21 protein-coding genes are annotated in these 26,266 nt (G+C 32.6%); 8 read left to right on the forward strand and 13 right to left on the reverse strand.

Features of this window, described 5'->3' with window-relative positions; genetic code table 11:
- Positions 1 to 133: 133 nt before the first annotated feature.
- The 4 genes from BUB80_RS02680 to BUB80_RS02695 form a co-directional block, all read right to left on the reverse strand.
- Positions 134 to 691 (reverse strand): RDD family protein, encoded by a 558-nt coding sequence (locus BUB80_RS02680; protein ID WP_073290681.1) that lies wholly within the window; start codon positions 689 to 691, stop codon positions 134 to 136.
- Between the two features lie 209 nt (positions 692 to 900).
- Positions 901 to 1,536 (reverse strand): HAD family hydrolase, encoded by a 636-nt coding sequence (locus BUB80_RS02685; RefSeq protein WP_073290683.1) that lies wholly within the window; start codon positions 1,534 to 1,536, stop codon positions 901 to 903.
- Positions 1,537 to 1,592: 56 nt separating this feature from the next.
- A complete protein-coding gene (locus tag BUB80_RS02690; RefSeq protein WP_073290685.1) occupies positions 1,593 to 3,716 on the reverse strand; it encodes a Tex family protein in 2,124 nt (707 codons plus the stop codon).
- Positions 3,717 to 3,846: 130 nt separating this feature from the next.
- Entirely contained in the window at positions 3,847 to 6,243 is a 2,397-nt protein-coding gene (locus BUB80_RS02695; protein WP_073290687.1) for a hypothetical protein, read from the reverse strand.
- 289 nt (positions 6,244 to 6,532) lie between these two features.
- On the opposite strand from BUB80_RS02695, the gene BUB80_RS02700 reads away from it, so the two are divergent.
- A complete protein-coding gene (locus BUB80_RS02700) occupies positions 6,533 to 7,210 on the forward strand; it encodes a YceI family protein (RefSeq protein WP_073290689.1) in 678 nt (225 codons plus the stop codon).
- A gap of 124 nt (positions 7,211 to 7,334) precedes the next feature.
- Here BUB80_RS02700 and BUB80_RS02705 read toward each other — a convergent pair whose 3' ends face one another.
- Positions 7,335 to 7,691 carry a hypothetical protein gene (locus tag BUB80_RS02705; protein WP_073290691.1) on the reverse strand — a complete coding sequence of 119 codons (357 nt, stop codon included), beginning with the start codon at positions 7,689 to 7,691 and terminating at the stop codon, positions 7,335 to 7,337.
- Between the two features lie 345 nt (positions 7,692 to 8,036).
- Between BUB80_RS02705 and BUB80_RS02710 the strand changes: the two genes are divergently transcribed.
- Positions 8,037 to 8,300, forward strand: a complete 264-nt coding sequence (locus BUB80_RS02710; protein WP_073290693.1) for a DUF1294 domain-containing protein — start codon at positions 8,037 to 8,039, stop codon at positions 8,298 to 8,300.
- Between the two features lie 35 nt (positions 8,301 to 8,335).
- On the opposite strand, the gene BUB80_RS02715 is transcribed toward BUB80_RS02710, so the two are convergent.
- A complete protein-coding gene (locus tag BUB80_RS02715; RefSeq protein ID WP_073290695.1) occupies positions 8,336 to 9,838 on the reverse strand; it encodes a right-handed parallel beta-helix repeat-containing protein in 1,503 nt (500 codons plus the stop codon).
- Positions 9,839 to 10,127: 289 nt separating this feature from the next.
- On the opposite strand from BUB80_RS02715, the gene typA reads away from it, so the two are divergent.
- Entirely contained in the window at positions 10,128 to 11,933 is a 1,806-nt protein-coding gene (gene typA, locus BUB80_RS02720) for a translational GTPase TypA (protein WP_054509303.1), read from the forward strand.
- A 131-nt stretch (positions 11,934 to 12,064) separates the two neighbouring features.
- Positions 12,065 to 13,675 carry a glycoside hydrolase family 10-like protein gene (locus tag BUB80_RS02725; RefSeq protein WP_073290697.1) on the forward strand — a complete coding sequence of 537 codons (1,611 nt, stop codon included), beginning with the start codon at positions 12,065 to 12,067 and terminating at the stop codon, positions 13,673 to 13,675.
- Between the two features lie 60 nt (positions 13,676 to 13,735).
- On the opposite strand, the gene BUB80_RS24115 is transcribed toward BUB80_RS02725, so the two are convergent.
- The 6 genes from BUB80_RS24115 to BUB80_RS02750 all read right to left on the reverse strand — a co-directional run bounded on the left by BUB80_RS24115 (position 13,736) and on the right by BUB80_RS02750 (position 21,281).
- A complete protein-coding gene (locus tag BUB80_RS24115; protein ID WP_449384803.1) occupies positions 13,736 to 13,906 on the reverse strand; it encodes a bacteriocin-like protein in 171 nt (56 codons plus the stop codon).
- Positions 13,907 to 13,967: 61 nt separating this feature from the next.
- A complete protein-coding gene (locus BUB80_RS02730) occupies positions 13,968 to 15,098 on the reverse strand; it encodes a terpene synthase family protein (protein WP_139262499.1) in 1,131 nt (376 codons plus the stop codon).
- Between the two features lie 188 nt (positions 15,099 to 15,286).
- Complete coding sequence (locus tag BUB80_RS02735) at positions 15,287 to 16,213, reverse strand: hypothetical protein (protein ID WP_073290702.1); 927 nt, start codon at positions 16,211 to 16,213, stop codon at positions 15,287 to 15,289.
- 33 nt (positions 16,214 to 16,246) lie between these two features.
- Positions 16,247 to 17,374, reverse strand: a complete 1,128-nt coding sequence (locus tag BUB80_RS02740; RefSeq protein WP_073290704.1) for an autotransporter outer membrane beta-barrel domain-containing protein — start codon at positions 17,372 to 17,374, stop codon at positions 16,247 to 16,249.
- 282 nt (positions 17,375 to 17,656) lie between these two features.
- Positions 17,657 to 18,271 (reverse strand): response regulator transcription factor, encoded by a 615-nt coding sequence (locus BUB80_RS02745; RefSeq protein ID WP_073290706.1) that lies wholly within the window; start codon positions 18,269 to 18,271, stop codon positions 17,657 to 17,659.
- A complete protein-coding gene (locus BUB80_RS02750; RefSeq protein WP_228433653.1) occupies positions 18,264 to 21,281 on the reverse strand; it encodes a sensor histidine kinase in 3,018 nt (1,005 codons plus the stop codon). The genes BUB80_RS02745 and BUB80_RS02750 overlap by 8 nt, the downstream gene beginning before the upstream one ends.
- Positions 21,282 to 21,621: 340 nt before the next feature.
- Between BUB80_RS02750 and ychF the strand changes: the two genes are divergently transcribed.
- Both ychF and BUB80_RS02760 read left to right on the forward strand, forming a co-directional pair.
- Positions 21,622 to 22,713: a redox-regulated ATPase YchF gene (gene ychF / locus BUB80_RS02755; protein WP_073290710.1), complete on the forward strand. Its 1,092-nt coding sequence runs from the start codon at positions 21,622 to 21,624 to the stop codon at positions 22,711 to 22,713.
- 90 nt (positions 22,714 to 22,803) lie between these two features.
- A complete protein-coding gene (locus BUB80_RS02760) occupies positions 22,804 to 23,886 on the forward strand; it encodes a hypothetical protein (protein WP_073290713.1) in 1,083 nt (360 codons plus the stop codon).
- A gap of 56 nt (positions 23,887 to 23,942) precedes the next feature.
- Here the strand turns inward: BUB80_RS02760 and BUB80_RS02765 are convergent, their stop codons facing one another.
- Positions 23,943 to 24,140 (reverse strand): hypothetical protein, encoded by a 198-nt coding sequence (locus BUB80_RS02765; protein WP_073290715.1) that lies wholly within the window; start codon positions 24,138 to 24,140, stop codon positions 23,943 to 23,945.
- Positions 24,141 to 24,298: 158 nt separating this feature from the next.
- On the opposite strand from BUB80_RS02765, the gene BUB80_RS02770 reads away from it, so the two are divergent.
- On the forward strand, positions 24,299 to 25,237 hold the full coding sequence (locus BUB80_RS02770) for a helix-turn-helix domain-containing protein (protein ID WP_073290718.1): 939 nt from the start codon (positions 24,299 to 24,301) through the stop codon (positions 25,235 to 25,237).
- Between the two features lie 87 nt (positions 25,238 to 25,324).
- Positions 25,325 to 26,089: an SDR family NAD(P)-dependent oxidoreductase gene (locus BUB80_RS02775; RefSeq protein ID WP_073290856.1), complete on the forward strand. Its 765-nt coding sequence runs from the start codon at positions 25,325 to 25,327 to the stop codon at positions 26,087 to 26,089.
- Positions 26,090 to 26,266 lie beyond the last annotated feature (177 nt).

Below are 26,266 nucleotides of genomic sequence, written 5' to 3' on the forward strand. Positions count from 1 at the left end.
TCATGAAGTGCAAACAAGAATGCATAAGTTTAAAAAAAATCTTTGATTTTTATTCTTTTGTAAGCTTTGTTTTCAAATAGCTCAACTTTAAATGATTCAATAATAGCTTTTGTACCTTTTGTGGTTTAATTTTTCATTTAGACTGTTCTTGGTTGAGTAAACTTCTAATTTCATCTATTGTGTTTTCTTTCACAATATGGGTTTTACAGATTTGATTATTTAAATGCATACTGAAATTCACTCGTGTTGCTGTTCGTTTCCCCATTGCAACCGTATTGAAAACACATTCGGAAAACTCAGGATTGAAATTAGCCAGACCTAAAATATTTCTTACTAATGATTTCAAAAAGCCAGGATAGTTTCCTTCATCATCAATAACCTTCATGTTGAATATTTTCTTTCCGAGTGTTGTTCCAAGGAAAGATTCACTTACAGCACCAACAATAATTACACATGCGATAGAAAGTAAAATACTTATAATCGCTATTTTATGAAATAGAAAGAAGAAGATGAGAAAGAAAGGCAGCGTATCAATAATTTTTGCAAATAATCGTTCTCTTTCGCTTCCTTTGTAAATGGTCTGATAGGGCAAATCGTATTCAAATTCATTATAGATACGATTCCCTTCCCAATCAAAATTTCGGGTCGCTCGGCGGACTGTTTTTCGTTTCTTAAGTTCAGATATTTTCAAATGACTTTTCGTTTATATACTCAAAATTAGATGTTTTTTAGAAACTATCAATGGAGTTTACCTAAAGAATGTTGACTGTATCTATAAATTTCAATTTTTTAAAAAAAAACAAAAGCAAGAAATAGCTGTTCTTGCTTTTTTATAGGTGTTTTTTGTTGTGGCTTATTATCCTTAGATAAAGTTAATATAGTTGTTTTATGACTTGTATGTTAAATACAAAATTCCAGATCTGAAAATTTTGAAACAGAAGGTTTGTATTCTGGAATATTCAATGTTCCAAAGCCATATTCACAGAAAATAAATGATAATTCATTTGCTTTCGCAGAATCATAATCTGTCTGAGTATCTCCAATATACACTGAGTTTTCAAGGCTTACATGATTTCTTTCCATAATCAGCTTTATATTCTCAGCTTTCGGTTTTTTAGTGCGGCCATGAGATTCAATATCTGTAAATAGATGATTAAATTGATAGTATTCTAAAAATGCTTCAATATATCCATCCTGGCAGTTGCTGACAATGAAAAGGCTATGCGTTTTTGCCAAATTCTTTAGGGTTTCTGCAACTCCTTCATAAAGAATACCACCATGAGTATGTAATACCTTATTTTCTTTCTGTACAATTTCCAAAAGAATATCCTGCGCTTGCTGATCTGAAATTCCGGGAATGATATCCTTTAAAATATCATCAAATAGCAGTCCCATATATTGGTCCATGTCTTCGGGCTTCAATTCCCTTTTTATCAATTGACGTTCGGTTAAAACCTCATTCCAGATCTTAATGATTGTGGCTCTGGGATCCCAAAGAGTTCCGTCTAAATCGAAAATTAAATTTTTTTTGTTCAAAATATATTGTTATTTAGTTTGATTTATGCTATTGAAGAAACTTTACAACGGGCAATTTATAAAATCATACTCAACTGAATTCTTTTTCTTGCTTCATCCACTTCGGTGACTCTCACCTGAACATTTTGGTGTAATTTTACGATCTCATTGACGTCAGAAACAAAACCTTCTTTTAACTGAGAAATATGAACCAGTCCGCTTTCTTTAATTCCAAGATCTACAAAACATCCGAAAGCTGTAATATTATTAACAATCCCGGGAAGAATCATGCCGATCTTCAAATCGGTAATCTTTTTTACACTAGGGTCAAATTCAAAAACTTTCGCAGCTTTTCGGGGATCTAAACCTGGTTTTACAAGTTCTTTTAAAATATCTTTTATTCCTAAAATTCCGATATCTTCGGTTGTGTATTTTTCAGGTTGAATTAATTCTATTTTCTCTTTATTGGCGATTAATTCATCGGTTTTAATACCAAGATCTTTGGCCATTTTTTCAACAATTTTATAGGCTTCAGGATGTACGGCAGAATTATCCAATGGATTTTTTCCGTGAGTAATTCTAATAAATGCTGCAGCCTGTTGATAAGCTTTCTCCCCCAAACGAGGAACTTTTTTCAATTGTTTTCTGTCTTCAAAAGCACCATTCTCCGCACGGTAATTCACGATGTTTTCAGCCATTTTCTCACCGATTCCGGAAACATAACTTAACAATGATTTACTTGCTGTATTTAGATTGATTCCAACCGAGTTAACGCATCTCATAACAGTAGAATCCAATTCATTTTTTAACTGAGTTTGATCTACATCATGCTGATATTGACCAACTCCGATAGATTTAGCATCAATTTTAACCAATTCAGCTAACGGATCTGCCAATCTTCTTCCGATAGAAACCGCACCACGAACGGTTACATCATAACTTGGAAATTCATCTCTTGCGATTTTACTTGCAGAATAAACCGATGCTCCAGCCTCCGAGACTATAAAAACCTGCAGCGGCTTATCGAATGCTATTTTTTTGATAAAGAACTCAGTTTCACGACTTGCAGTACCGTTTCCGATAGAGATGGCTTCAATGTTATATGCATTGACCATCGAACGGATCTTTTTCATCGCCATTCCAGACTCGTTTTGTGGAGCGTGAGGGTAGATGGTTTCATTGTGGAGTAAGTCTCCTTTTTCGTCGATACACACGATTTTACAGCCACTTTTATATCCCGGATCAATGGCCAGAATTCTTTTTTCTCCTAAAGGCGGTGCCAATAATAACTGACTTAGATTTTCAGCAAAAATTTCAATGGCTTTTTTATCTGCTTTTTCTTTGGCTTCCTGTAAGGTTTCGTTAGAAATGGCGGGTTCCAATAGTCTTTTATAGCTGTCTTTTATAGCTAATACAATTTGATCTGAACTTTCATTATTGGACTTAATGATTGCATTTTCAATAAAATCGATTGCTTCTTCTTTATCAACGCCAACATTTGTTTTTACAAAACCTTCTGATTCTGCTCTTAACATGGCAAGCAGCCTATGAGAGGGAGTTTTATACAGAGGTTCATCCCATTCAAAATATTGAGAAAACTTTTGTGCACCTTCTTCATCTTTTTTGGCTTTAACAACTTTAGAAGTAATCAAAGCTTTACGCTGAAATAACCTACGGAGATTTTTACGAACGTACATATTTTCATTGATCCATTCTGCCATAATGTCTCTCGCTCCCTGAAGGGCTTCTTCTTCGGATGCAACACTTTCATTGAGATATTTTGAAGCCAAAAATATAAGATCATTACTTTTCTGACTCATGATAATCCGAGCTAAAGGTTCCAATCCTTTTTCTTTGGCAGCATCCGCTTTTGTTTTTTTGCGTTTTTTGAAAGGTAAATAAAGATCTTCAAGCTCCTGAATATCGAAACTTTCTTCTATTCTTTGCTTAAATTCTGGTGTTAAGGCGTTTTGTTCTTCAACAGATTTTAAGATCGTTTCTTTTCGCTTTACAATTTCTTCAAACTGTTTGCTGGTTTTTGAAATTTGTTCTATCTGTACTTCATCCAAATTTCCTGTTCTGTCTTTTCTATACCTTGATATAAAAGGAATCGTACAATCTTCAGCTAATAACTCAAGCGTTGCACTGATACTTTTTTCAGGGGCATTTACAATCTTCTGGATGAATTCAATATTTGTCATTCTGTAAAATTAAAGTGCTAAAATACTGACTTTTTTTAATGAAAGTTTCTAATTTATTAGAAGGGACTTTAAAATAATAGTCTAACTCCATTGAAGTTAGACTATTATATTTATGAATTAAAAATTGTTTCTAGGGAAGAGTTGCATTATAATAAATAGGAGTATCATTATTTCTGTCAAATCCTATTATAATTACTTTATAGTTCTTGGCATCATCATTATTGTAAAACTGCACATTGGTAGGTTCTTGCTCTTTAACTTCCAAATAAGGAGTCCAATAAAGTACACTACGAGTATCTTGTGAAATATTTTTGAAGCTTTGGTTTTCATAATCAGGGTTATTGAAAGGAGCTTCCTGATCATATCCATTTAAGGTTATTTGCCTTAATTCTGAAGGTTTTGATGGGTCAATAATGGATCCACTAGAACCTCCTCTTCGGGTGTAAATAGCTATGGCTCCGTTTCCTCCTCCAAAGCCACCAGCAAAAAATCCTTTTATAACTTTTATCATTGCAATATCAGATGTAGAAAGACCTGTTATGTGATTGGGCTCTACGGGCATTTCATCAAGATATATACCTATTTTATCACCTCGTAGATATGGAGTATATGTTCCGTTTTGCGATTGGATTTGTAAACCTGCAACTCTTCCTTGTAACCATTGTAAAATATTTGTGGAACCTTGAGCCTGGGGATCATTCACAAAGTCAAAAATTTGTTCGTTAGCACCTCTGAATAGGGCACTGCTCAATTCACTATTTAGTTTTTTTGTTTTGTCTTTTTTCTGCCCTTTTATAACTACTTCTTCAATATCTGTTATTTTTTCATTAATAATCTTTTGGGTTTTTAAAGTTGTAATGGAGCGAACTGTTTCAGGTAGTAATTTATCTTCTACACCTCTTTGTATAAGTTTGAATGGACTTGTGGGTAATTCTTTTTTATATGGTGTGAAACTGAAATTAGGTTGAAAGTAAACAGATGTTTCATTTTTAGGTTCTTTTGAATTTAACTGATAAGAAAACTTCATTGAATTCTCAAAAATTAAATTATTTAAAGTAAAAAAACCATTATTGTCAGTTTTTACTTGGAAGAGTTTAGTGCCTGATCCTGAATCAAACAGTAGGTTTAAATCTGCGTTAGGAGCAGGTTTTCCTAGAATATTTACTTTCCCTTTATATGAAAGGTAATTTGTAGGTTGGTATCTTATCGTTGGGTAATTTCCTGATATAATATACTTCCAATCAAAACGTTTCCATTTTTCAGAAATTAAAAGAGCGTCCAAAGCATCTGTGTTTCGGTTCTTTGTAAAATATTGTGAAGGAAGCGATATGTTTGATGTAATATCGCCTGTAAGCCATAGGCTGCTAAGAAAACTTTGCTCTTCTTCTGAACTGTTGGTATTAGAATCTATTACTAAAACAGCATAATTTGAGCAATTAATATCTTTAGTAATATCAAAAGAGCTTTTTTCACGAGAGCCATTTTTTATAGATAATGATTGAAGAACAGGCTTTTTTATTTGCAATAATTGAGGCTGTACAAAAGTAAGTCTGTTGGCTACGATGTTTTCCTTATCATCAAAAATAGTAAGCTGTAAAATTCCGTTTATCAATTGATTATTAGGAATAGAATATTGAATTCCGTCCGATATTTTATTAATTTTAGCCTTATAAACAAGCTGATTATTGATGGTTCCTAATACTTTATAAAATTGTGATTCCTGTGAAAGGTTTTTGGCCTTTAAGATATAATTAACATTTTCTGAAGTACTTGTCACTTGTAAATTGAGCCCTGATGAAGAGACTTCAGGTAGATTAACATTTTGTTTTTGTCCGCTTTTATCTTGAACAGTAAGTTGATATTTCTTTCCACTTTCTGGAATAATATTGAATATCCCGACATTTTGATCAAGTCCTTTGAAACTAACAATCTTTACATCAGGTTTATCTATCTCTGTTACATACCCTTCCCAGTCAGTAGGAGTAAGTCCTTTTGATTGTAATCTTACTGCAAATTTTGTATTAATGTCATTTACAAAGGTTCCGCTTTCAGGATAAACAAAAGCTGCCCATGCTGAATTTAGATCAGGACTGATTTTTTCAGGAGAAGAGGGGTTGTAAACAATAACTGGTTTTATTAATTGAAAATCTTCACTAAAATTGGCCATCCAAGTTGTGTAAGCCCTTATATAATAAACGTTTTCTTTTAATGTTTCGGGTAATAAAATACTGCCACTTCCTTCTCCATTCAATAAAGGAAATATTTTTTTACTTATTTGATTTTTGTTACTGTCATATAGTTCAACGAATAATGAGGTTGAAATACTGGAAGGATTGTATCCCTCAAACACAAAAGATTTAAACCAAATATTTTCTCCTGCGACATAATTATTTTTATTAAATAGAAGATGGATTTTTTCTTGAGGATATTTTTGTTCAAATATTTTAAGAGCTTGCTCTGCTTTTTCTTGAGCCTGATATGAACTAAAGGCTCCTAAAACAAATAATAATATGAGTTTTTTTGACATGGTAGTTAGAATGTGTGTTTTTAAAATTCAAGGGCCAAAAATACATTTTTAATAATTCTGTAACAATTAATTTTACCATTTGGTTTTTATATAACAGCAATAATTGTTGTTGGATTATAATTAGTCTAGTTAAAATAAAAAGGAATTGTTGTCAAAAATTAACTTTTTTTGATTTTATTGATGTATGTTAACTCTATAAAAAATTAGACTTTCTATATTTGGACTTTTAAAATTCAAGGATGAAATATTTTTCAACTTCATCTTAACTATTTAATACAAATTTAATAATATGAAAAAACTTAGTGTCATTGCATTGGTTGCTGTAGGTTTATTAGCAGCATCATGTAACAAAGAAAAATCAGCAGATACGGCTGCAACCGCAACTGAAAAAACTGTTGCAGAAGGAAAGGGTGAAGTTTTACCTGTGGATGTAGCAACTTCTGTGGTTAACTGGAAAGCATTCCATAAAGGAGGTTTTGCACCACGTTGGGGTACAACTAATGTGAAGTCTGGTGAATTAAACGTTGAGGGAGGGCAACTTTCTGCAGGTAGCTTTGTTATTGATATGGCTTCAATTAAAGTAGATCCAGCTTCTGTAACGGAAAAAGATAAAAAACCGGCAGATTTAGAGACTCACTTAAAAAGTGCTGATTTCTTTGATGTAGCAAAAAATCCTACTTCTGATTTTAAAATTACAAGTGTAGTAGATTTAAAAGACGCACCTAAAGATGCTATTGCTGGAGCGAACAAGACGGTAAGTGGGAACCTTACGTTATCAGGAAAAACAGTGAATGTAACTTTCCCTGCAAAAGTGGATGTTACAGAAAACTCAGCTTCTGTTCAGGCTAAATTTACAGTAAACAGATCAGATTGGGGAATTAAGTTCGGAACTTCTGAAGCAGATCCTGCAGAATGGATGATCAGCAAAGACATCGAAATCGCGGTTGATGTAAAAGCTAAAAAATAATTAATAGGTTTTTAAATAATCTATAGAGCTGCTTTCTTTGGAAGCAGCTTTTTTATTTTACAATGTAAGAATGTTAAAAGCCATAACTTCGAAAAAATATTGTATTAAAACTTTTTTAAATAAGCTAATTTAAAAACTGCAAATTCTTTATCCTTACACAATACTCACTCCCCAAATATAAAGGATTACCATGTTTTTCAGACCAAAAGCCATCCAGTACATCCTTGCTTAAACAGCGGTATACAGCAACCCCTTTATAGATTTCTTGGTCATCAATTTCATAATTAAAGTTGAGAACTAAAATTTGGTCTTTATAAAATCCTGTACCATTTTGTATGTGATCACCGATAATCCATTGTGCGATAATACGGTTGTTTTCATCGATGGATAAAGTTAATATACCATGGTAAGAAGGTTGATCGGATTCCTCCTGATTGCTACCTTCAATAGAATAACTTCCTGCCAAATCCTGTACAGTCATTGATTTTGTTTTTATTGTACAAATTTAAAAACTTTGTCTTGATGGAATGATGAATAAAGAATATTTTTTAATGACCCTGTTTAAGCTAATTAAAAATTTAACCGCAAAAGAATCAAAAGCTATCGTTGATTTATTAAGGATTGGTTATTGAGAAAGCAAAAGTCTACAAAAGAATAATATTTCGACTCCGCTCAATATGCAAAGATTTTTAAAAACTTATGTGCTCTTATTTGTAGCTTAATACTCAACTTAAAGTGACTAATTTGTTAATCTTTTGTCACTTTTGCGGTTAAAATAAAAGTTTAAACACGTTGAATTATTCTTTTTTATGTTAGATTTGTTGGAATGCTTTATTTATTATTAATCATCAATCTTCTCAGTTTAATTGTTTTTGGATTAGACAAAAGAAAGGCAATCAGGCACCAAAGAAGAATTTCAGAAAATACGTTGTTGTTCACTACATTTTTGGGCGGAACCATTGGTTCTTTGCTTGGAATGTTGGTTTTCAGGCATAAAGTGTCAAAGAAGTCTTTTCTGTTGAAGTTTGGGTTGGTTGTTTTAATTCAGATCGTAATCATTTACTTTTTTGGAAAGTATGTAATACAGTAATAGCCTCATCAATTGATAAGGCTATTACTTTTTAATTAAGCATCAGTTCCGTCAGGTTTTACCCATTTTGTTCCTTGCCAATAAATAGGCTTTCCTAAGGTAGAATCAAAATAATGTTGTCCACCATAAAGATTATTTACAGGGCGTTCTGAAGATGATCCAAATGTTTTATCGGTAATATATCTTCTTTCTACATTACTATATCTTTCATTGGAGCCTTCACAGATAAACTTAGGTGCATTTTCTGCTAATCCCAAATTTTGGAACTCATTAAATTCTGTTTGATTTAAAGAAATAAAATTATCAAGATGATCTTTTAATGTAAATTCGAATAAATTGCCTTTAGATAGCGATTTGTTTTCAACAGAAAACTTATAAGGAGAATATATTAAAGGTTTAAAAGCTTCATAATAATTATTAATGAATTTATTATAAGAAGAGCTTCCGCTAAATCTTACAACCTTAGTAGATGTTCCAAAATCAGCATTTTCAAATGGAGCAAAAAAACAATTTGTGAAAGTATTACTATTAGATGAATCTAAGATTACACTATCAAGATGAGCCTCAAAATAAGAATTTGTAAAACTAATATTATTACTATTTTTTAAATATACACCTATTGCTTTTGCAGTTTCTGATCCATTGATTTTTGAAGAATAATTGGCAACATTTGCTTCTATTATACAGTTAATAAAACTACAACCATATGTGTCATATAAGGAAATTCCTTTAGCATTTAATCTAATAGTCGAATTAATAACATGTGTAGAGGTAGTGGTACCATCAGTTAAAATACCAATCTTATTATTGTGAAATGTTGAATTATCAATATTTATATAAAAAGAGTTGTTAATATGAATAGCAGCATTTTCAAAGCCTTCAATATTAATATTCTGTAGTGTTATTTTTATTGTTTTATAAATTAATATTCCATTGTTAAAATTATTAAGTATTTCAGGGCGCCAAGCGGTAGGGCTAACTTTATAATGAATACCTGCAATTGTTAAATTAGAAATGATTGTAAACTCTTCACCTGTATTAACATAGGGGGCTTCTGGATCGTCTGGCGTATGATGGTTGTTCGAAGAATTTCCTTTTTCAGATGGAAAAAGAAGTGAAATGTCATTTCTTTCTGTAAATAAAACAGTTCCGTGTTTAGATTCTCCTTTTAATACACAAGATGTGGGAAATAATAAAGTCTTTTCAATTTTATATTTTCCATCAGGTATAAAACAGCAAAGGTCGTAAGAAGGTTTTGAAATATGTCTGTAATTTCTAAGATCAATTAGATAATTAAAAGCTTGCTGTATATTTGCCGTAGCGTCGCTTCCATCTCCCATTGCCCCAAACCATTTTACATTAATGTGATCTTCAATATATCTTTTGTAATACCTATCAGAATCTTCGGGCTTTCCTTTGAAATAAATAATTTCATCACAGAAGGAATCTTCCATTAAAGTTCCCTTATACCAATGAGTCACGGGAATTAAACTTATCATTTCGCCGGTTTTTGGATCTTGAATATGTTTTGTAATCATAAATTTTGTTTTTGATGTTAATAATTAAAATAACCTTGCAAGAATTATTAAAACAAAAATACAGGCTGACAACGCCAGAACATGACGTATTAAAACTTATTTAAAGAAAAGCTGTGAGGCCTATTACAAGGATTATTTATTCGAATAATCATTTTGAGATAACGTCCTTATTTTGTTTGAATTTTAGGGCTTAAACAATAACTTGTTCATTATTAAATTGTTAAATAATACATAATCTTACTAATTATTTAATTAAAAAACACTATTTTTGCACCCGTAAAAATCATTCATGCAAAACATTAGAAATATTGCGATTATCGCACACGTTGACCACGGTAAGACGACTTTGGTGGACAAGATTATTCATGCTACAAACATTTTCCGAGAAAATCAGGACAGTGGAGAATTAATAATGGATAATAACGATCTTGAAAGAGAAAGAGGGATTACCATTTTATCTAAAAATATTTCTGTTACTTATAAAGACGTTAAAATTAACGTAATCGATACTCCCGGTCACGCCGATTTTGGTGGGGAAGTAGAGAGAGTTTTAAAAATGGCTGATGGAGTTATTTTGTTGGTGGATGCCTTTGAAGGTCCAATGCCACAAACAAGATTCGTACTTCAGAAAGCATTAGAATTAGGATTAAGACCATTGGTTGTTATCAATAAAGTTGATAAACCAAACTGTCGTCCTGACGAAGTTCATGATAAAGTATTTGATCTATTCTTTGCTCTTGAAGCTACTGAAGCACAGTTGGATTTCCCAACGTTCTACGGTTCTTCAAAAGAAGGTTGGTTCAACTCTTCATTAGAAAAAACAGAAGATATTTTCCCATTATTAGATGGTATCTTAGAATATGTTCCAGAACCGAAAGTTGAAGAAGGAAACTTACAGATGCAGATCGTTTCTTTAGACTTTTCTTCTTTCTTAGGAAGAATTGCTATCGGAAAAGTAATCAGAGGAGAGATCAAAGAATCTCAGTGGATCGGTTTAGCTCAGGCAGACGGTAAAGTATTGAAAGGAAAAGTAAAAGAACTTTACGTTTTTGAAGGATTGGGTAAGAAGAAAGTTACAGAAGTAAAAGCTGGAGATATCTGTGCTGTTGTAGGTTTTGACGCTTTCCAAATCGGTGATTCTTTCGTAGATCTTGAAAATCCTGAACCATTGCCAAGAACTTCTATTGATGAGCCTACATTGAACATGACGTTTTCTATCAACAATTCACCTTTCTTTGGAAAAGATGGAAAGTATGTAACTTCTAATCACCTAAAAGAAAGATTAACTAAAGAATTAGAGAAAAACTTAGCATTAAGAGTTGAACAAACTGCAGATGCAAACACATTCCTAGTTTTCGGTAGAGGTATTCTTCACTTGTCAGTTTTAATTGAAACAATGAGAAGAGAAGGATATGAAATGACAATTGGTCAGCCACAGGTTATCTTGAGAGAAATTGACGGAGAAAAATGTGAGCCTTATGAATCTTTGGTAGTAGACGTTCCGGACGAGTATGCGTCTAGAGTTATCGACTTAGCTACACAGAGAAAAGGTGACCTTCACGTTATGGAAACTAAAGGGGAGATGCAACACATGGAATTCGAAATTCCTTCAAGAGGTTTGATCGGATTGCGTTCTCAAATGTTAACTGCAACTGCTGGTGAGGCTATTATGGCACACCGTTTCACAGAATACAAGCCTTTCAAAGGTGCTATTCCTGGAAGAAGTAATGGAGTATTGGTAAGTAAGACTCAAGGTCCGGCTACAGAATATTCTATCGCGAAATTACAAGATAGAGGTAAGTTTTATGTTGATCCGGGTGAGGAGATCTATTCAGGTATGATCATCGGTGAACAAAACAAGCCGGGTGACTTAGTAATCAACATCGTTGAAGCAAAACAATTGAACAACATGCGTGCTTCAGGGAAAGATAAAGATACGGGCGTTGCTCCAAAAATCTTATTCTCTCTTGAAGAATGTATGGAATATATCCAAGGTGATGAAGCAATCGAGGTAACTCCAAACTTCATCCGTATGAGAAAGAAAATCCTTTCTGAAGAAGAAAGAAAAAGAATGGAAAGATCTGGAAAAGCATAATCAGTTTTTTCTATATAAATCAAAGCCTCGAATTTTCGAGGCTTTTTTTCTATAACTAAACGTTAAAATGCTTATTTTGGCATTATAATCTTTAAGAAATAAAAAAATAATTTAATGTAGTTTTGTAATCTATGAGAATGAATAATTTAAAACTTATTATATTGTTGGGGGCTCTTGCTTCATGTAGTAGTGCAAAAACGGTTCATAATACTGGCGTTAGACCAACACTAACAAAAAGCTCCACAAAACCGAGTAACATCATCTCAAAACCTAAAGAATCTGCTGTAGCTATAAAGCCTGTTGTAACTCCGGCAACAGATGAAAATTTCAAAGTAAATCTTCCTGCTATTAGTAGAGAATTCCGTGGTGCTTGGATTGCGAGTGTGGCGAATATCAACTGGCCTTCGAGAAATAATTTAACGGTTGATCAACAAAAGCAGGAAGCAATCAGTATGTTAGACATGTTGAAAGATAATAACTTCAATGCGGTGATCTTCCAGGTTAGACCTTCTGCAGATGCTTTATATACAAGTAGTATTGAGCCTTGGTCTTATTTCTTAACCGGAGAGACAGGAACGGCTCCTTATCCCAATTATGACCCTTTACAATTTTGGATTGATGAAGCGCACAAAAGAGGATTGGAACTTCATGTTTGGTTAAATCCTTACAGAGCACATCATACGAATGGAGGTTCGCCAAACAGTTTATCAATGGCAAATAAATTGTCAGATATTGTTGTTAGGTTAAAAAATGGGATGTATTGGTTTGATCCTGCTAATCCGAAAACGCAAGGTCATGTTTCTAATGTGGTAAAAGACATTGTAAAAAGATATGATATTGATGCGGTACATTTTGATGATTATTTCTATCCTTATGCCACTTATAACAAGGGAGCAGACTTTCCTGATAATGCAACATGGAATGCTTATGTGAGCAGTGGAGGAAACTTGTCCAGAGCAGATTGGAGAAGAGATAATGTAAATAAATTTGTAGAGCGTATCTACAAAGAAATTCATGCGGAAAAAAACTATGTGAGATTCGGGATCAGTCCATTTGGAATTTGGAAACCAGGATATCCTGAAGGGATTGTAGGTTCTTCTCAATATGACGAATTATATGCCGATGCCAAATTATGGCTGAATAAAGGTTGGGTAGATTATTTCTCGCCACAATTATATTGGCCTATTGAATCTAAAGGTCAGCCTTTCGGTTCGTTATTAAATTGGTGGAAATCAGAAAATACAATGAATCGTCATTTATGGCCGGGATTGAATACCGTTGAAATAAAATCTTCAGACCGACCGACCGAAATTAAAAATCAGATTGAATTATCAAGACAAATTTTAGGAGGAGATGCAGGAGAAGTTCATTGGAGTATTGCAGGTTTGACGAAAAATTCAAGCATGCTGCCAACGTTGAAGAACGGACCATATAAAGAAAAAGCATTGATTCCCAAAAGTCCTTGGATAAAGACAACACCATTACAAACTCCGACATTGTTTACCAACGATAATGGAAGTTCTGTCCAGGTGAGTTGGAGTAATAAGAATTTAAAAGACGTTTTTCAGTGGGTACTTTTCACTCAATATAATGGAGTTTGGGAAACTGAAATTTTAACATTAGATACCCTTTCAAAAGATATTCTTAAAAATAAAAATGGTAAAACATTAAATGCTATTGCCATCAAAGCAATCGACAGATTAGGAAATGAAAGTGATTATATGGCGAAAAAAGTAAAATAAATAAATTTAGAAATAATGAAAAACCAGTTTGAAAGAGCTGGTTTTTCATTGTCTACTTTCTTACAAGTTGGAACAGTCTAGATTGGGACATAGTAGGATTTGAACCTGTGTTAAATTAATAATTCCAGTGCCTGCTAGGATACAAATAAGCCTGCATACAGGATCGAGTAATCCATCTCCTCCTGAAATACTTTTCAGCTCGTTTCTGTCTAATTTTTTTAGATTTTTCATGATAATAATTTTTATTTGGTTAATAAGATTCTAAAATATGAATAATTGCACTTTCAGTATGTTAGTTTATCATAGAAGCCATTTGTTCATTGTCCTTATGGTATATTGTGCCTTTTGGGCTCCATTCCATAGTACCGGATGTGATAACATCTTCGAAATCTTTTCCATGGTATCTTTTACTCATGCGATGCCAACGATTGTTTCCGGACATAAAGTATTCCATAGCTGTAATAAAGGTGCGTACATCATTTGATATATGCTCTCCGCTGTTATACCATTCATCTCTTACTCTTATAAAGTCGCGATGGGAATCTTCAATCTGTGTGCAGGTTTCATCTATGGCTTCTTGCACAGTCATTCCTCCACAGACGAGAATGGGGATGATATTGTTAGCATTTTCCAATTTACCGTCTTTGCATTCTTTGTAGAGAGAAAAAAGATCATTCGTTAATGTTACCTGCCATGTGGAACTTTTTTCTAATTCTTGTACGATAGGGTGGTTGTATTCTTCATCGGTCAACTGTATTTCATAGAGATATTCAGCCATTAATAGGCTTGTGATATATGCTATGCATGTTTGCCGATATTGTTTATAAGTTTCTACCGTCATTTCTGCTTCTTTTCCACGCATATGGCCTTGTGTAGCGGCTGTCTCCATGTATTCTTTAAATCGGTTAATATATCTTCTACGGAATGATGGAGTTCCTGACTTGAGTATCTTTTCCATATAATTAAATATAAGGCGTACATAGGGTTTTGAAGACATACTCAATGCAATATTGCGGATCATTTTTTTTTGCCACGGGGCATCATCCCTTAAGGTTTCAATAACAGCGATGTTTTTATCCCAATACTTTTGTGTCTTTTCGGGATTATGTTTACATGCGCCCCAATCTTCATCAGATTGATCATCAAAGATGCAGTAAAGCTGAAAAAAATTACTGAGAAGGATAAATTTTTCTTTATTTTTAGTTAACGGAAAGCATAAAGCAGTCCAGTATATTAGATCACAGCCAATGGTATGCAGGGCATTTTCTTCAGTTTTAAATCTACCTATTTCTGTTGCCCAGTCCATTAGCTCTTCTGCAAGCTTTTTGTTATAATAAGGGCTGCATTTACATTCAAATGGATCGTAGTAATTTCTTAAATAGAAGCGGATAGGAGTTTGCTCCGTGTTAATTGTTGTTTTCATATTGTTGATTTTGGTTATTGGTTTTGAAATAGTATTTATCATACCTATTCATATATTAAAAATACAGTTTTATTTTAGAAGGATAATGGATTTGTATTTTAAAATAATGAAAGTCAGTATATTAAATAAATAATCCTCGGGGTCTCCGAGGATTATTTATTTAATGGAAAATGAAAAAGTATTTAAATTTAATTGGCAATCTTATAGCCATATAAAGAGCTTACAACAACCTGATAGATAGTACCACTGGCTACTGCAGCTGCAGAGCCCATAGTAACTGTTTCTCCTGCATTTAAATGGGTAATACAGGAAACATTGGCCCCAGATAATGTTCCGGGATTAGCTTTGTAAGACTGTACTAATATATTATTGGGAGTTGTACTATAGTTTTTTATCAGATATAATACGGCCCAGGCAAAAGCAGGAGCGCCTGGTACGGAACCATTATCAAATTGAGTAGATCCGTAGAACATGTAAAATCCGCTTGTGGGAGCTGTAAATCTTCCATTCCCGGTGTTTAATGCATTGTTTGTATTGAGTACCGTTCCTTGAGGGTAATTAATTTCTTGTGTAATAAAAGGGCCGTTACTTGCAGTGAGGGATTGTCTGGTAGTGGTGCTTACCGTAGAAAAAGCATATGTGGAAGCTATTGGCGGTAGATTACCGGAATTTGAAAGTAAAATAAGCTCCCATGTTGTACCGGTAGTGGCTCCTTTGCTTATAAAAAATGCATAATAACCAGGTGGAACATCAATTGATGCTACACCGGCCCCGCTTTGATTATCTATTAATTCGGTTCCGTCAGCAGTAATGGAAAGCTGGGCAGCTCCCGTGTTTTTGAAATGGTAAGTTCTTCCTATGAAGTTACCCGCTCCGCTTATTGCAGAAGGTAGGGTTAATGTTCCATTGCTATTTCCGTTATAAGCAATGTAATAATCATTAGTACCAACAGAGCCACTTGCCGAAACAGATCTGTATGTTGCGGCGAATGAGCCGTTCACAGTAAGCTGACTTCCGGGATCGGGAGTGTTAATGCCTATATTACCGGTTTGTGAATAGGCAAACATGCTGTTTAGCATCACAAATAAGATGAAAGGAAATGATTTTTTTTTCATAAAAAAAATATAAGATGTTGAAAATGACTCAGATTAATTTTGAAACTTTACAAAATCCAAATAAAAAGTAGGATTTCCCATATTGAAAGCGGTAGGTACAACAGCATTTGTTTTCACAGCGTAAATAGGATAGGTTCCTGGTGAAGAAAAATAAAGTACGCGGTTTTGATCTCGCGGAGATAGCATTTGAAGATCTGCAACATTGCAATATGTTCTCCAAATATCACCAATTCCGTTAATATAAAACGAGTAATCATTACAGTTTGATTGTATTGTTAATCCTGAACGGAAAAAATACCATCCTTTTGCGGGTATTATTACTGAGATTCCTGTTATCAGACCACCTCCGCCTATTGATCCTGTGTAAGGATTTACCAATGTCCCGCTATAAGACGTCCAGTTGTTTGCAAATGCTGTTGTGGTGGTAGATGACCAAGAAGCTAAACCATTAGCATCACTGGTTAATACATAGCCGAATTGCTGTGTGCCGTCTTTGATCTGTAGAGCGCCATTTGTTGTGCCATTATCAATTACAATTTTGGCGGTTGCAGCCTCCACAGGAACAGTAGTTGTGCCTACCAAAACTTTCCCGGTTCCGTTTATGCTTAGGTTATTTCCTGCTGTGACAATATTGGTAGCCTGAGAAAGTGTACCTCCTAATTTTACATCTCCCCCTGAAATAGTGATTCCATTACTTGATGTTATAGAATTGGCGGTATTATTATTTCCAGTTATTATTTCCCATGTGTTTCCTACGCCTGTGAGTCCTGTGCTGATTAATTGTATACTCTGGTTTGAAGGTACTGAGGTATTTGTGCTTCCATTAATAGTTTCAGAACCGGCAGAATTTACTGTTATTGTAAAACTTGTATTATTCTTGATTGTATACATACGTCCTTTGAAATTTCCCTCTCCAATAATTGCAGAAGGAAGGTTAAATACAGCGTTTGATGTACCATTATAAGACACATAGAAATCTGTTGCAGACAAATTGTAAGGAGTAGTGATTATAGAGCTGTATTTGGCGGCCAAAGATCCGTTAATATCCATTGTAGATCCCGGATTTTCGGTATTTACTCCGATATTTCCTGCTTGCGCAAAGGCAATACAATAACCTAGCAGTCCTGTTACCTGCCATACTTTTGTGAGATTTTTAGACATTTCTTTATTTTTAAGAGCTTAGATTTTTATTCAATTAAATATTTGTGATTCACCTAAAGATCATTCAAAAGTTTTCTGGTTATATATAGTTAGTTTATAATTGAAATATTTGTATTTTGGTTAATTATATTCATTATATTAACAAATATTAATAGTTTATATTTAATTATAGTGTAAAATTATAGAATTTATTCTGCAAGAAATAATGTATCTTGTAGAATAAAATAAAGGTTGATGTAGAAAATTTTCTACAACATGTGAATTATAGTGTAATCAGTTACACTAAGAAATATAAATTTGGTAGAGCTTGATAAGATCTGCCAGGTTGTTGGTTTTTAATTTGGTATGAATCCTTTTTTTGTATGTGCTAATAGTAGGCATTTGAATTCCCATTTTATTGGAGATTTCTAAGTTGCCATTTCCATTAACCATTAAAATAAAAATTTCGTATTCTCGGGTAGATAAATTTTTTATAGCATCCAAAGGAGACTCTTGAAACAACTGATTGATAATATTAGAAGGATAATAATATCCATCAGAAAATATCTTTTTTACGGCATCTGAAATCTCGTCTGATTTACTGAGTTTACTGATATACCCGTTAGCTCCCTCTTTTATATACTGTACAGCAATTTCTTCTTCATAGGCAGAGAAAATTAATATTTTGATATTAGAATCTGCCGCTTTAATTTCTGTAATCATTTTTTTGTTTTTACTTTCCGGCATATTAATATCCAGAATCACAAGGTCATATTTTTGCTTGGAGATCTTTTCCAGTGCCTTTGGATAATCCTCCGCCACATCAATCACTACATCTGGAATTCTTGATTCTAAAATCATACTGGTTCCCACGAGTACTATATCATGATCATCGGCAATAAGAATATTTTTAGTCATCTTTTTTATTTTTTAAAATCAGTTTGAAGGAAGTACCCTGTAATTTATTTTTTGTGAAAACAATTTTACCTTGAATCATTTGTAATAGCTGTAATACAAGATGGAGACCCATTCCATATTTTTGCAATAATAGTTTTTCGTTTTCAATATTATCCTGAAGTCTTGTATAATATTCTATTTTCTTTTCATCCATCCCAATCCCGGTATCTGTTATTAGTAAGATGATGTTTTCTCCTTCCAAAGTGTTCTCTATTGTTACGGAGCCATTTTCTGTATATTTTACAGAATTATCAATCAGATTATGGATAATCGCAGAGAGTATATTTTTGCTGATCCATGTTAATAGGGATGGGTCTACATTATTATTGATGACTGTATTGTTGTTTTCTGCTATTTCATTGAAAAGTATTTTTTTCTCTTCAATAAGTTGATATAAAGAATAAAGTTCTGTTTTATCTGATCTGTAATGGGAATATATGTCAGCATATTCCTTTAAAGTAATGGTGAAATTATATAATTGATCTGAAGATTTGTAAACAGAATTAAGAATTTTTTTGATTCGTTGTTCATTAAAATCATTTTTATCTAAAACTTCTTTTGTAGTCATCGCAATGAATTTTACCGGAGTTGTGATGTCATGGGAGATGGTACCAATGAGTTTCTTTTGTTGTTCAATCTCTTTATGAAGTTTTGTTTTTGTGATCTCTAATTTTTCTACTGTATCAGAGAGGCTTTTGGTACGGGAATTTACAATTTCTTCCAGCTCATGGTTTTTCATTTTCAGAAAATGTATCCGCCATCTTATCAGGAAATATATAAGGAATAATATAATGATAAACGTAAATATTTTGAACCATAAAGTCTGATAAAAATAAGGCGGAATAATGATATTGACTTTTTTATAGATAAATTTTCCTTTATTGGAAACAAGCATTTTCACTACAAAAGTATGGTTTCCATAACCAAGGTTTGAAATGGAGAATTTACCATCTTTCCCAATCGGTTCCCATTTTGCATTGGGAGTTCCACTAAGTTTTGCTTCTATCACAAGGTTGTCCGGATTAGAATAGTATGGTACATCAATGAAAATATCTACACGATTGGATTCTTGTTTTAAATATAAATTTTCTTTGAAATATTGTGGCTTGTTGTCAATTTCAGCTCTTTCTATGTAAATATTTTCAGGGTAATAAATGTTTACCTTTAAAGGGTTAAAGAAAATTAGTCCATTTAAAGAAGGAAGTACAAACTCTCCATTTTCTAATCTACCGCCGCAAATATTGGTTCCACCGTTGAATTCATTTGTATTAAAACCAGAGTCTTTTGAAAAACGATAATAATAGACCTTTGATTTTTTATTTTGGGCATACTGTAAAAGTTGCCTCTCAGAAACTCTGTAAAGACCATTATTGGTAGGGATCCAAAAAAAACCGTTGGTATCTTCTAAAATAGTATGCGATGAAGAAATATTGTTATTTTTATCATAGGGCATCTTGATTAACCGGTCGTTTTTCAATAGATAAAATCCTTTTCCTAAGGTCATTATCCAGAAGTTTCCATCTTTTGATTGTACGATATTTCTTATAAATAACTCACTTTTTCCAGTTAAGTTATAGATTTTATTGGTCTCTAACGATACTTTATAAAGTGCTTTTGCTGTTCCTACGAGTACCTGATTCTGATTGAATTTTATAAGTTTTGTCGGTTCATTATTGATGAAGATCTTTTTTCTTGAATATTTGAAAGATTGATTTTTGTAGATGGTAAGTATTCCTTTATATTCCGGATGTTTATTAATTTTAAGTTCCGAAAACAGAGCATAATAATTATTTTGATCAAAAAAGAAATCCTTTAAAAGAAGTTTTTTAATAGAAACAGTGTTTTTGTAAAAAGATGCTTTTTGGTAGATTATTATATCATTTGCCTTTTGTGTGATAATGTTTCCGGAATGATCATAAGTTAAAAAGAAGGGATTTGCATTTTTAAATTTTTTATCGTCTACAAAACCTTTTCGGTTATAGATTTCTCCAAAAGGAGTAATTACAGAAGAAGAGTTGAAGGGAAGGATAGAATAGAAATTAGATTCAGGTTTTGAAGGTGGTCTTGTTACGGTTGTGAAATCAGTTAAACTAATAATTTGTAATCCATCTATACTACTTCCAAGATAAAATTTTTTGTAAGATTTATCGTAATAAGCGCTGATGAAGTTTTCATCTTTAACTTTGTTTAGATGAAGTAAACTGGATATTTTTAATTCTTCTTTTTCATAATTGCAGGTATAAATTGTATTTTTATTTAAAATAAAGACCTGATTGTTAACTTGGCTCCATAAAATTTTGGTTTTAGCACTCATGAACGAAGGTAGATGATAAGAACCAGTAATCTTGCCTTTCTCTATTTTTATTATTTTTTTTGCTTGAAAATCTACATAAAATAACATTTCATTGATAGCAAAGACTCTCGGAGTGTTATTATAGAGCGTTTTAATTTTTAAATTTTCTTCTGATTTTGATTGAGAATCAACGTATGTTAAACTATTTTCTTTCAGATAATATCTACCCTGTTTAAAATTCATATAAAAATTAATTGGAGTAGAGGAAGCATAGCTGAAATTAGAACAATAAAGGAGATAATGACTATTGTTTTTAATAAGAAAAGTTGAGAAATTTTTTAATGGCTTTTCTACTTTCGCAAATTTTGAGTGGATTAAAACTGCTTTTTCAAAATCTCCTGTAGTGTAAATACTGTCTTTTTCAGGGTATCCATAAAAATAAGTAAAACGTTGGCTGGCTAGGGGAAAGTTTTTGTACACTAAAAAATTAGTACCATCATATCTTACAATCCCATTTTCAGTGGTGAGCCATATGAAACCATATCTATCTTTTATAATGTCTTTTACACTGTTTTGAGGGAGCCCATTATCAGTATTGTATAGCTGAATATTGTATTTCTGGCTATAAGTTGTAAAAAAGAAAAATAGAAAACATAGGAAGAGAATAGTTCTTTTCAATATATATTGTTTTAATAATTCTACAAAGGTATTATTGAATAGGTAATAATTAGAACTGATTATGATTTTTTTATTTTAATAAATTCATGACAAAAATATGTTAAAGTATTTTATTTCAGCGGGTTAATTTGGCAGCTGCAAAAGTGTTTGTTATAAATATCCTATGTCACCAAAAATTACAGGAGTGGATCTTTAAAAGCCAATTGATAATTTAAAATAATGGAAAATGAGTCTAAAAATTGACGTCTTTTTTTATTATGAAACTCATACTAAAATCACTATCTTTGCAAACCTTTAACGAGCAATAAGTCAAAAGCTATTTGCTAAAAGCTAAGAATATATGAAATGTGGAATCGTAGGCTTACCGAATGTTGGTAAATCAACTCTTTTTAACTGTTTAAGCAACGCAAAAGCTCAATCAGCAAACTATCCTTTCTGTACAATCGAACCGAATTTGGGAACTGTTTCAGTACCGGATCACAGATTGTTTGAGTTGGAAAAATTGGTAAAGCCTGAGAGAGTTTTACCTGCAGTTGTGGAGATTGTAGATATTGCCGGTCTTGTAAAAGGAGCGAGCAAAGGAGAAGGTTTAGGAAACCAGTTCTTAGCAAACATCCGCGAGTGTGAAGCGATTGTTCATGTGTTGAGATGTTTTGAGAATGGAAATATCATTCACGTTGAAGGTTCTGTAGATCCTTTAAGAGACAAAGAAATTATTGATATAGAACTTCAGTTGAAAGACCTTGAAGTAGTAGCAAAAGCAGTTGAGAAAGCTAAAAAATTCATCAAGTCTGGAAAGAAAGATGATATTTTAACTTATGAAACCCTTCAAAAGCTTGAGAAATTTATCGAAGACGGTAAAAATGCAAGAGAGTTTCCTATGGATGATTTTGCAAAATCAATTATTGATGATGTTCAGCTTTTAACAAACAAGCCTGTATTGTACGTTTGTAATGTAGATGAAAATTCTATCAAAAACGGAAACGAATGGATCGCTAAGATCGAGGAAATGGCTAAAAATGAAGGCGCTGAAGTTGTTGTTTTAGCAGCACAGATTGAAGCAGACATCAACGAATTAGAGACTTTTGAAGAAAGAGAGATTTTCCTTGATGAGCTTGGACTTACTGAGCCTGGTGTAAACCGTTTGATTAGAAAAGCATACGATTTATTAAAGCTTCAAACGTATTTTACTGCTGGAGTAAAAGAAGTAAGAGCTTGGACAATCGGACAAGGATGGACTGCTCCTCAAGCTGCTGGAGTAATTCACACAGACTTCGAAAAAGGTTTCATTCGTGCAGAAGTAATCAAATTTGATGATTATATGACGTATGGTTCTGAGGTTAAAATTAAGGAAGCTGGAAAGCTTGCTGTGGAAGGTAAAGAATATATCGTGAAAGACGGAGACATTATGCACTTCAGATTCAACGTATAATAAGAGAATATTAAAGTTAGTTATAAATGAAAAACGCTTCCAATGTATTTTGGGAGCGTTTTTTGCATTCCATCGGAAAATCTTTTACCTATGAAATTTTTATATTTTTTTGTTTTTGCATTATTTTTTTCATGTACGAAAAGTTTAGAAGATAGATGTTTTATTAAAGAAGGAGAACAGTTTTTTGAAGGTTATGTGCAGGAAGATCCTTTTACAGTAAAACAAATTTTGTATAAAAAACCTGATTATCTTGAAATTATTAATTTGAGAAAATTTAGAAATTTTAAACAAGATAGTTCAGAATATAGAAGTAACGTTTACAATCTTGAAGCAAATGAAAAATATTGGAAAGATCAGAAAGTAATATTTGCTGATTTTGATAAATACTTTTTCGGACAATTTGAGTATTCATTTAAACAAAACGATGGAAATATAAAATATGCTTTAGGAAGAAATGGTTTAGGGTATTGGCTCTTGGAAATTAAAAATAATCAACCTTCTGCTTATTTTTTAGGATTAAGTTTTAACCATTATTATTTTAATAAGATTCAAGATAAACCTATTGTAAAAGATGGATTCTTTCAGATTGAAGGGAGTTTAGTGGAACTTATGAAAATGCCTAGGCGAAATGATTATACTGCGCTTGAAGATGGAAAATTATTCAAAATAAGTTTAAAAGAATTAATTAAAGATTCTGATAAAGATGGTTTTAATGATATTTTTGAAACAAGTTTTGGGCTTAATCCAAATAATAAGGATACAGATGGAGATGGAATTAATGATTTTAAAGATCATAATCCACTTTTTAAATCTGAGAAAAACAAATTTACAGGTTTGTATGAAGATTTGCTTTCACAGCATTTGGGATTTGTAAAAGATAAATTAGATAAAATACCTTATTTTATTGTACCATATGAAACTGACTGTGATTATTTTCAAAAGGTAAATCCTGAAGCTAAAGTTTTGATAATGTCCTTAAGTAAAAATAAACAGCCATATTATGTGAGAGTAACTGATATTTTTAATGGAGGATATTCTAAAATTCAAAAGGATAAAACAAATCTCGAAAAATTTTATATTAATGAATGGGGAAGCGGTTCTACAAACGATTATTCTGTCGAATATAAAAATGGAAAATGGATTTTTAACTTAATTGGTGGCACAGTTTCTTAAAATAAAAATACCGCTCAAAGCAGAGCGGTATTCATTTTGAAAATATAATATTTTAACTACGGTAATATTTCAGGGCGACATACCTTTTGTGCACAAGACATTGAAATCGTTGTACAGCCATTTGGGTCTGGAGAAGGTTCACAAGGAAGGCTTGGACAAAAAACAGGCTGCATGCAATCTAGCATACCTCCGATAATGGTTCTTAATTGCTTTTTATTTAATTTTTTTCCTTTTTGTAAAGTTTGATTTTTCATAGTAATTGATTTTTAGTGAGTTAGTTACTAACGAAGTTATGAAAATATTTAATCATATATCACTTAATAAAGAAAAAAATAATTAATGATTGAAAAATTTATATTTGAAACTCAATTCTATAAAACTTCATATATTTGAATTGTACAAATCATAGATCATGGAAAAAATTGCACATGCTTCTTTGGAAGATTTTTATAAAGAAATGACGGCCAAGCTTGGAAAAGACCTCGAAAGTATCTTTCCTAAAGGTCTTCACAAAGATATAGGTCACTTCAATGTTTTCGATATTGCCCAAACAATTGAAAAAATTAAGATGACTTCTGAAATGCCTTATAACAGAAGAAAGTATTATAAAATAAGCCTTATCCGAGGAAAAAACAGAGCAGAATACGCAGATAAAGTCATTCAGATTAAAAATAATGCTTTGTTGTTTGCAACGCCTAAAGTTCCTTATCATTGGGTTCCCGAAGATCCCGATCAGTCCGGAAGTTTCTGTGTTTTTACGGAAGATTTTTTCATTAAAAATAATTCTAGAAGTTCTCTTGAAGACTTGCCAATCTTTCAGCCCGGAAATATTCCTTTATTTGAAATTGATGATGAATTGGCCAACGAGATCGAGCAGCTTTTCACCAAGATTAAAAAAGAAATTGCTTCAGATTACCTATTTAAATACGATCTCATTAGAAATTATGTAGTAGAGCTTATTCATTATGGTCAAAAATTACAACCGGCTACAAAGCTGTCTACTTCCAGTGATGCATCATTAAGAGTGGTTACTTTGTTTATAGAACTGCTTGAAAGGCAATTTCCCATAGAATCTAATGAACAAAGATTGCAACTTAAAACGGCAAAAGATTATGCTGACAGGTTAGCAGTTCATGTGAATTATTTAAACAAGAAATTAAAAGAAAATACAGGGAAAACAACAACTGAATTTATTGCAGACCGAATGATTCAGGAAGCAAAAATATTATTAAAACAAACAAAATGGAATGTCTCAGAAATTTCTTATGCATTGGGATTTGAGGAGATCGCTCACTTTTCAAACTTCTTTAAAAGGAAAACAACTGTTACGCCGTTAGAATTTCGTTCGTGATTTGAATTTTGCAAATATCAGATTGATTCAAGCAAATACATCAATCATAAAATACCGCAACTTTGTCTCATTAAAATAATGAAAAAAATGGATACACAAACAAAAATCGCATTAGTAACCGGTGGAAGCCGTGGATTAGGAAAAAACTCAGCACTTAAAATTGCTCAGAAAGGTCTTGATGTCATCATTACTTACCGAAGCAATAAGGAGGAAGCAGATAAAGTAGTGGAAGAAATTCAGGCATTAGGAAGAAAAGCAGTTGCTTATCAATTAGATACAAAGGATGTTAAAAGTTTTGATGCTTTCGTAAAAACAGTTGGTGATCATTTGGAAGAAAATACAGGAAGCAGAAACATTGATTTTTTAGTTAATAACGCTGGAACAGCTTTATACGCACCAATTTCAGACGTTACAGAAGAACAGTTGGATGATGTGATAGATATTCATTTCAAAGGAGTGTTTTTCTTAACGCAAAAGTTTTTGCCTTTTGTTAATGACGGAGGAGGGATTGTAAATGTTTCTTCAGGATTAGCAAGATTTGCATTACCGGGATCTTCTGTATACGGATCTATAAAAGCTGGAGTTGAAATGTTGACAAAATACATGGCGAAAGAATTGGGTTCAAGAAAGATCAAAGCCAATGTTGTTGCTCCTGGTGCTATAGAAACTGATTTTGGAGGTGGTAGAACGAGAGATGACAAACAGATGAATGATATCATTTCAAGCGTTACAGCATTAGGTAGAGCAGGTTTGCCGGATGATATTGGTGGAGTAGTGGCTTTCTTGTGTACAGAAGATGCCCGTTGGATCAACGGACAAAGGATTGAGGCTTCTGGAGGAATGTTCTTATAACATTGAATAAATTTTATAACATTTAATAAAATAAGAGAGCCTCAATTGAAGCTCTCTTTTTTCTCTCGCAGATGTAGCAGATAACGCAGATTTTGAATACAATCATATCTGCTTAATCAGCCAAATCTGCGAGAGATTTTAAAGTTATATAGGATTGTCAGTTTTTTAACGAAACTA

Source organism: Chryseobacterium polytrichastri (assembly GCF_900142445.1).
In the GTDB taxonomy this organism is placed as follows: Bacteria; Bacteroidota; Bacteroidia; order Flavobacteriales; family Weeksellaceae; genus Chryseobacterium; species Chryseobacterium polytrichastri.

Coding starts and splice junctions, on each gene's coding strand:
- BUB80_RS02690 (WP_073290685.1), bottom strand. CDS start 3,716: ATGACAAATATTGAATTCATCCAGAAGATTGTAAATGCCCCTGAAAAA.
- BUB80_RS02695 (WP_073290687.1), bottom strand. CDS start 6,243: ATGTCAAAAAAACTCATATTATTATTTGTTTTAGGAGCCTTTAGTTCA.
- BUB80_RS02700 (WP_073290689.1), top strand. CDS start 6,533: ATGAAAAAACTTAGTGTCATTGCATTGGTTGCTGTAGGTTTATTAGCA.
- BUB80_RS02705 (WP_073290691.1), bottom strand. CDS start 7,691: ATGACTGTACAGGATTTGGCAGGAAGTTATTCTATTGAAGGTAGCAAT.
- BUB80_RS02710 (WP_073290693.1), top strand. CDS start 8,037: ATGCTTTATTTATTATTAATCATCAATCTTCTCAGTTTAATTGTTTTT.
- BUB80_RS02715 (WP_073290695.1), bottom strand. CDS start 9,838: ATGATTACAAAACATATTCAAGATCCAAAAACCGGCGAAATGATAAGT.
- typA (WP_054509303.1), top strand. CDS start 10,128: ATGCAAAACATTAGAAATATTGCGATTATCGCACACGTTGACCACGGT.
- BUB80_RS02725 (WP_073290697.1), top strand. CDS start 12,065: ATGAGAATGAATAATTTAAAACTTATTATATTGTTGGGGGCTCTTGCT.
- BUB80_RS24115 (WP_449384803.1), bottom strand. CDS start 13,906: ATGAAAAATCTAAAAAAATTAGACAGAAACGAGCTGAAAAGTATTTCA.
- BUB80_RS02730 (WP_139262499.1), bottom strand. CDS start 15,098: ATGAAAACAACAATTAACACGGAGCAAACTCCTATCCGCTTCTATTTA.
- BUB80_RS02735 (WP_073290702.1), bottom strand. CDS start 16,213: ATGAAAAAAAAATCATTTCCTTTCATCTTATTTGTGATGCTAAACAGC.
- BUB80_RS02740 (WP_073290704.1), bottom strand. CDS start 17,374: ATGTCTAAAAATCTCACAAAAGTATGGCAGGTAACAGGACTGCTAGGT.
- BUB80_RS02745 (WP_073290706.1), bottom strand. CDS start 18,271: ATGACTAAAAATATTCTTATTGCCGATGATCATGATATAGTACTCGTG.
- ychF (WP_073290710.1), top strand. CDS start 21,622: ATGAAATGTGGAATCGTAGGCTTACCGAATGTTGGTAAATCAACTCTT.
- BUB80_RS02760 (WP_073290713.1), top strand. CDS start 22,804: ATGAAATTTTTATATTTTTTTGTTTTTGCATTATTTTTTTCATGTACG.
- BUB80_RS02765 (WP_073290715.1), bottom strand. CDS start 24,140: ATGAAAAATCAAACTTTACAAAAAGGAAAAAAATTAAATAAAAAGCAA.
- BUB80_RS02770 (WP_073290718.1), top strand. CDS start 24,299: ATGGAAAAAATTGCACATGCTTCTTTGGAAGATTTTTATAAAGAAATG.
- BUB80_RS02775 (WP_073290856.1), top strand. CDS start 25,325: ATGGATACACAAACAAAAATCGCATTAGTAACCGGTGGAAGCCGTGGA.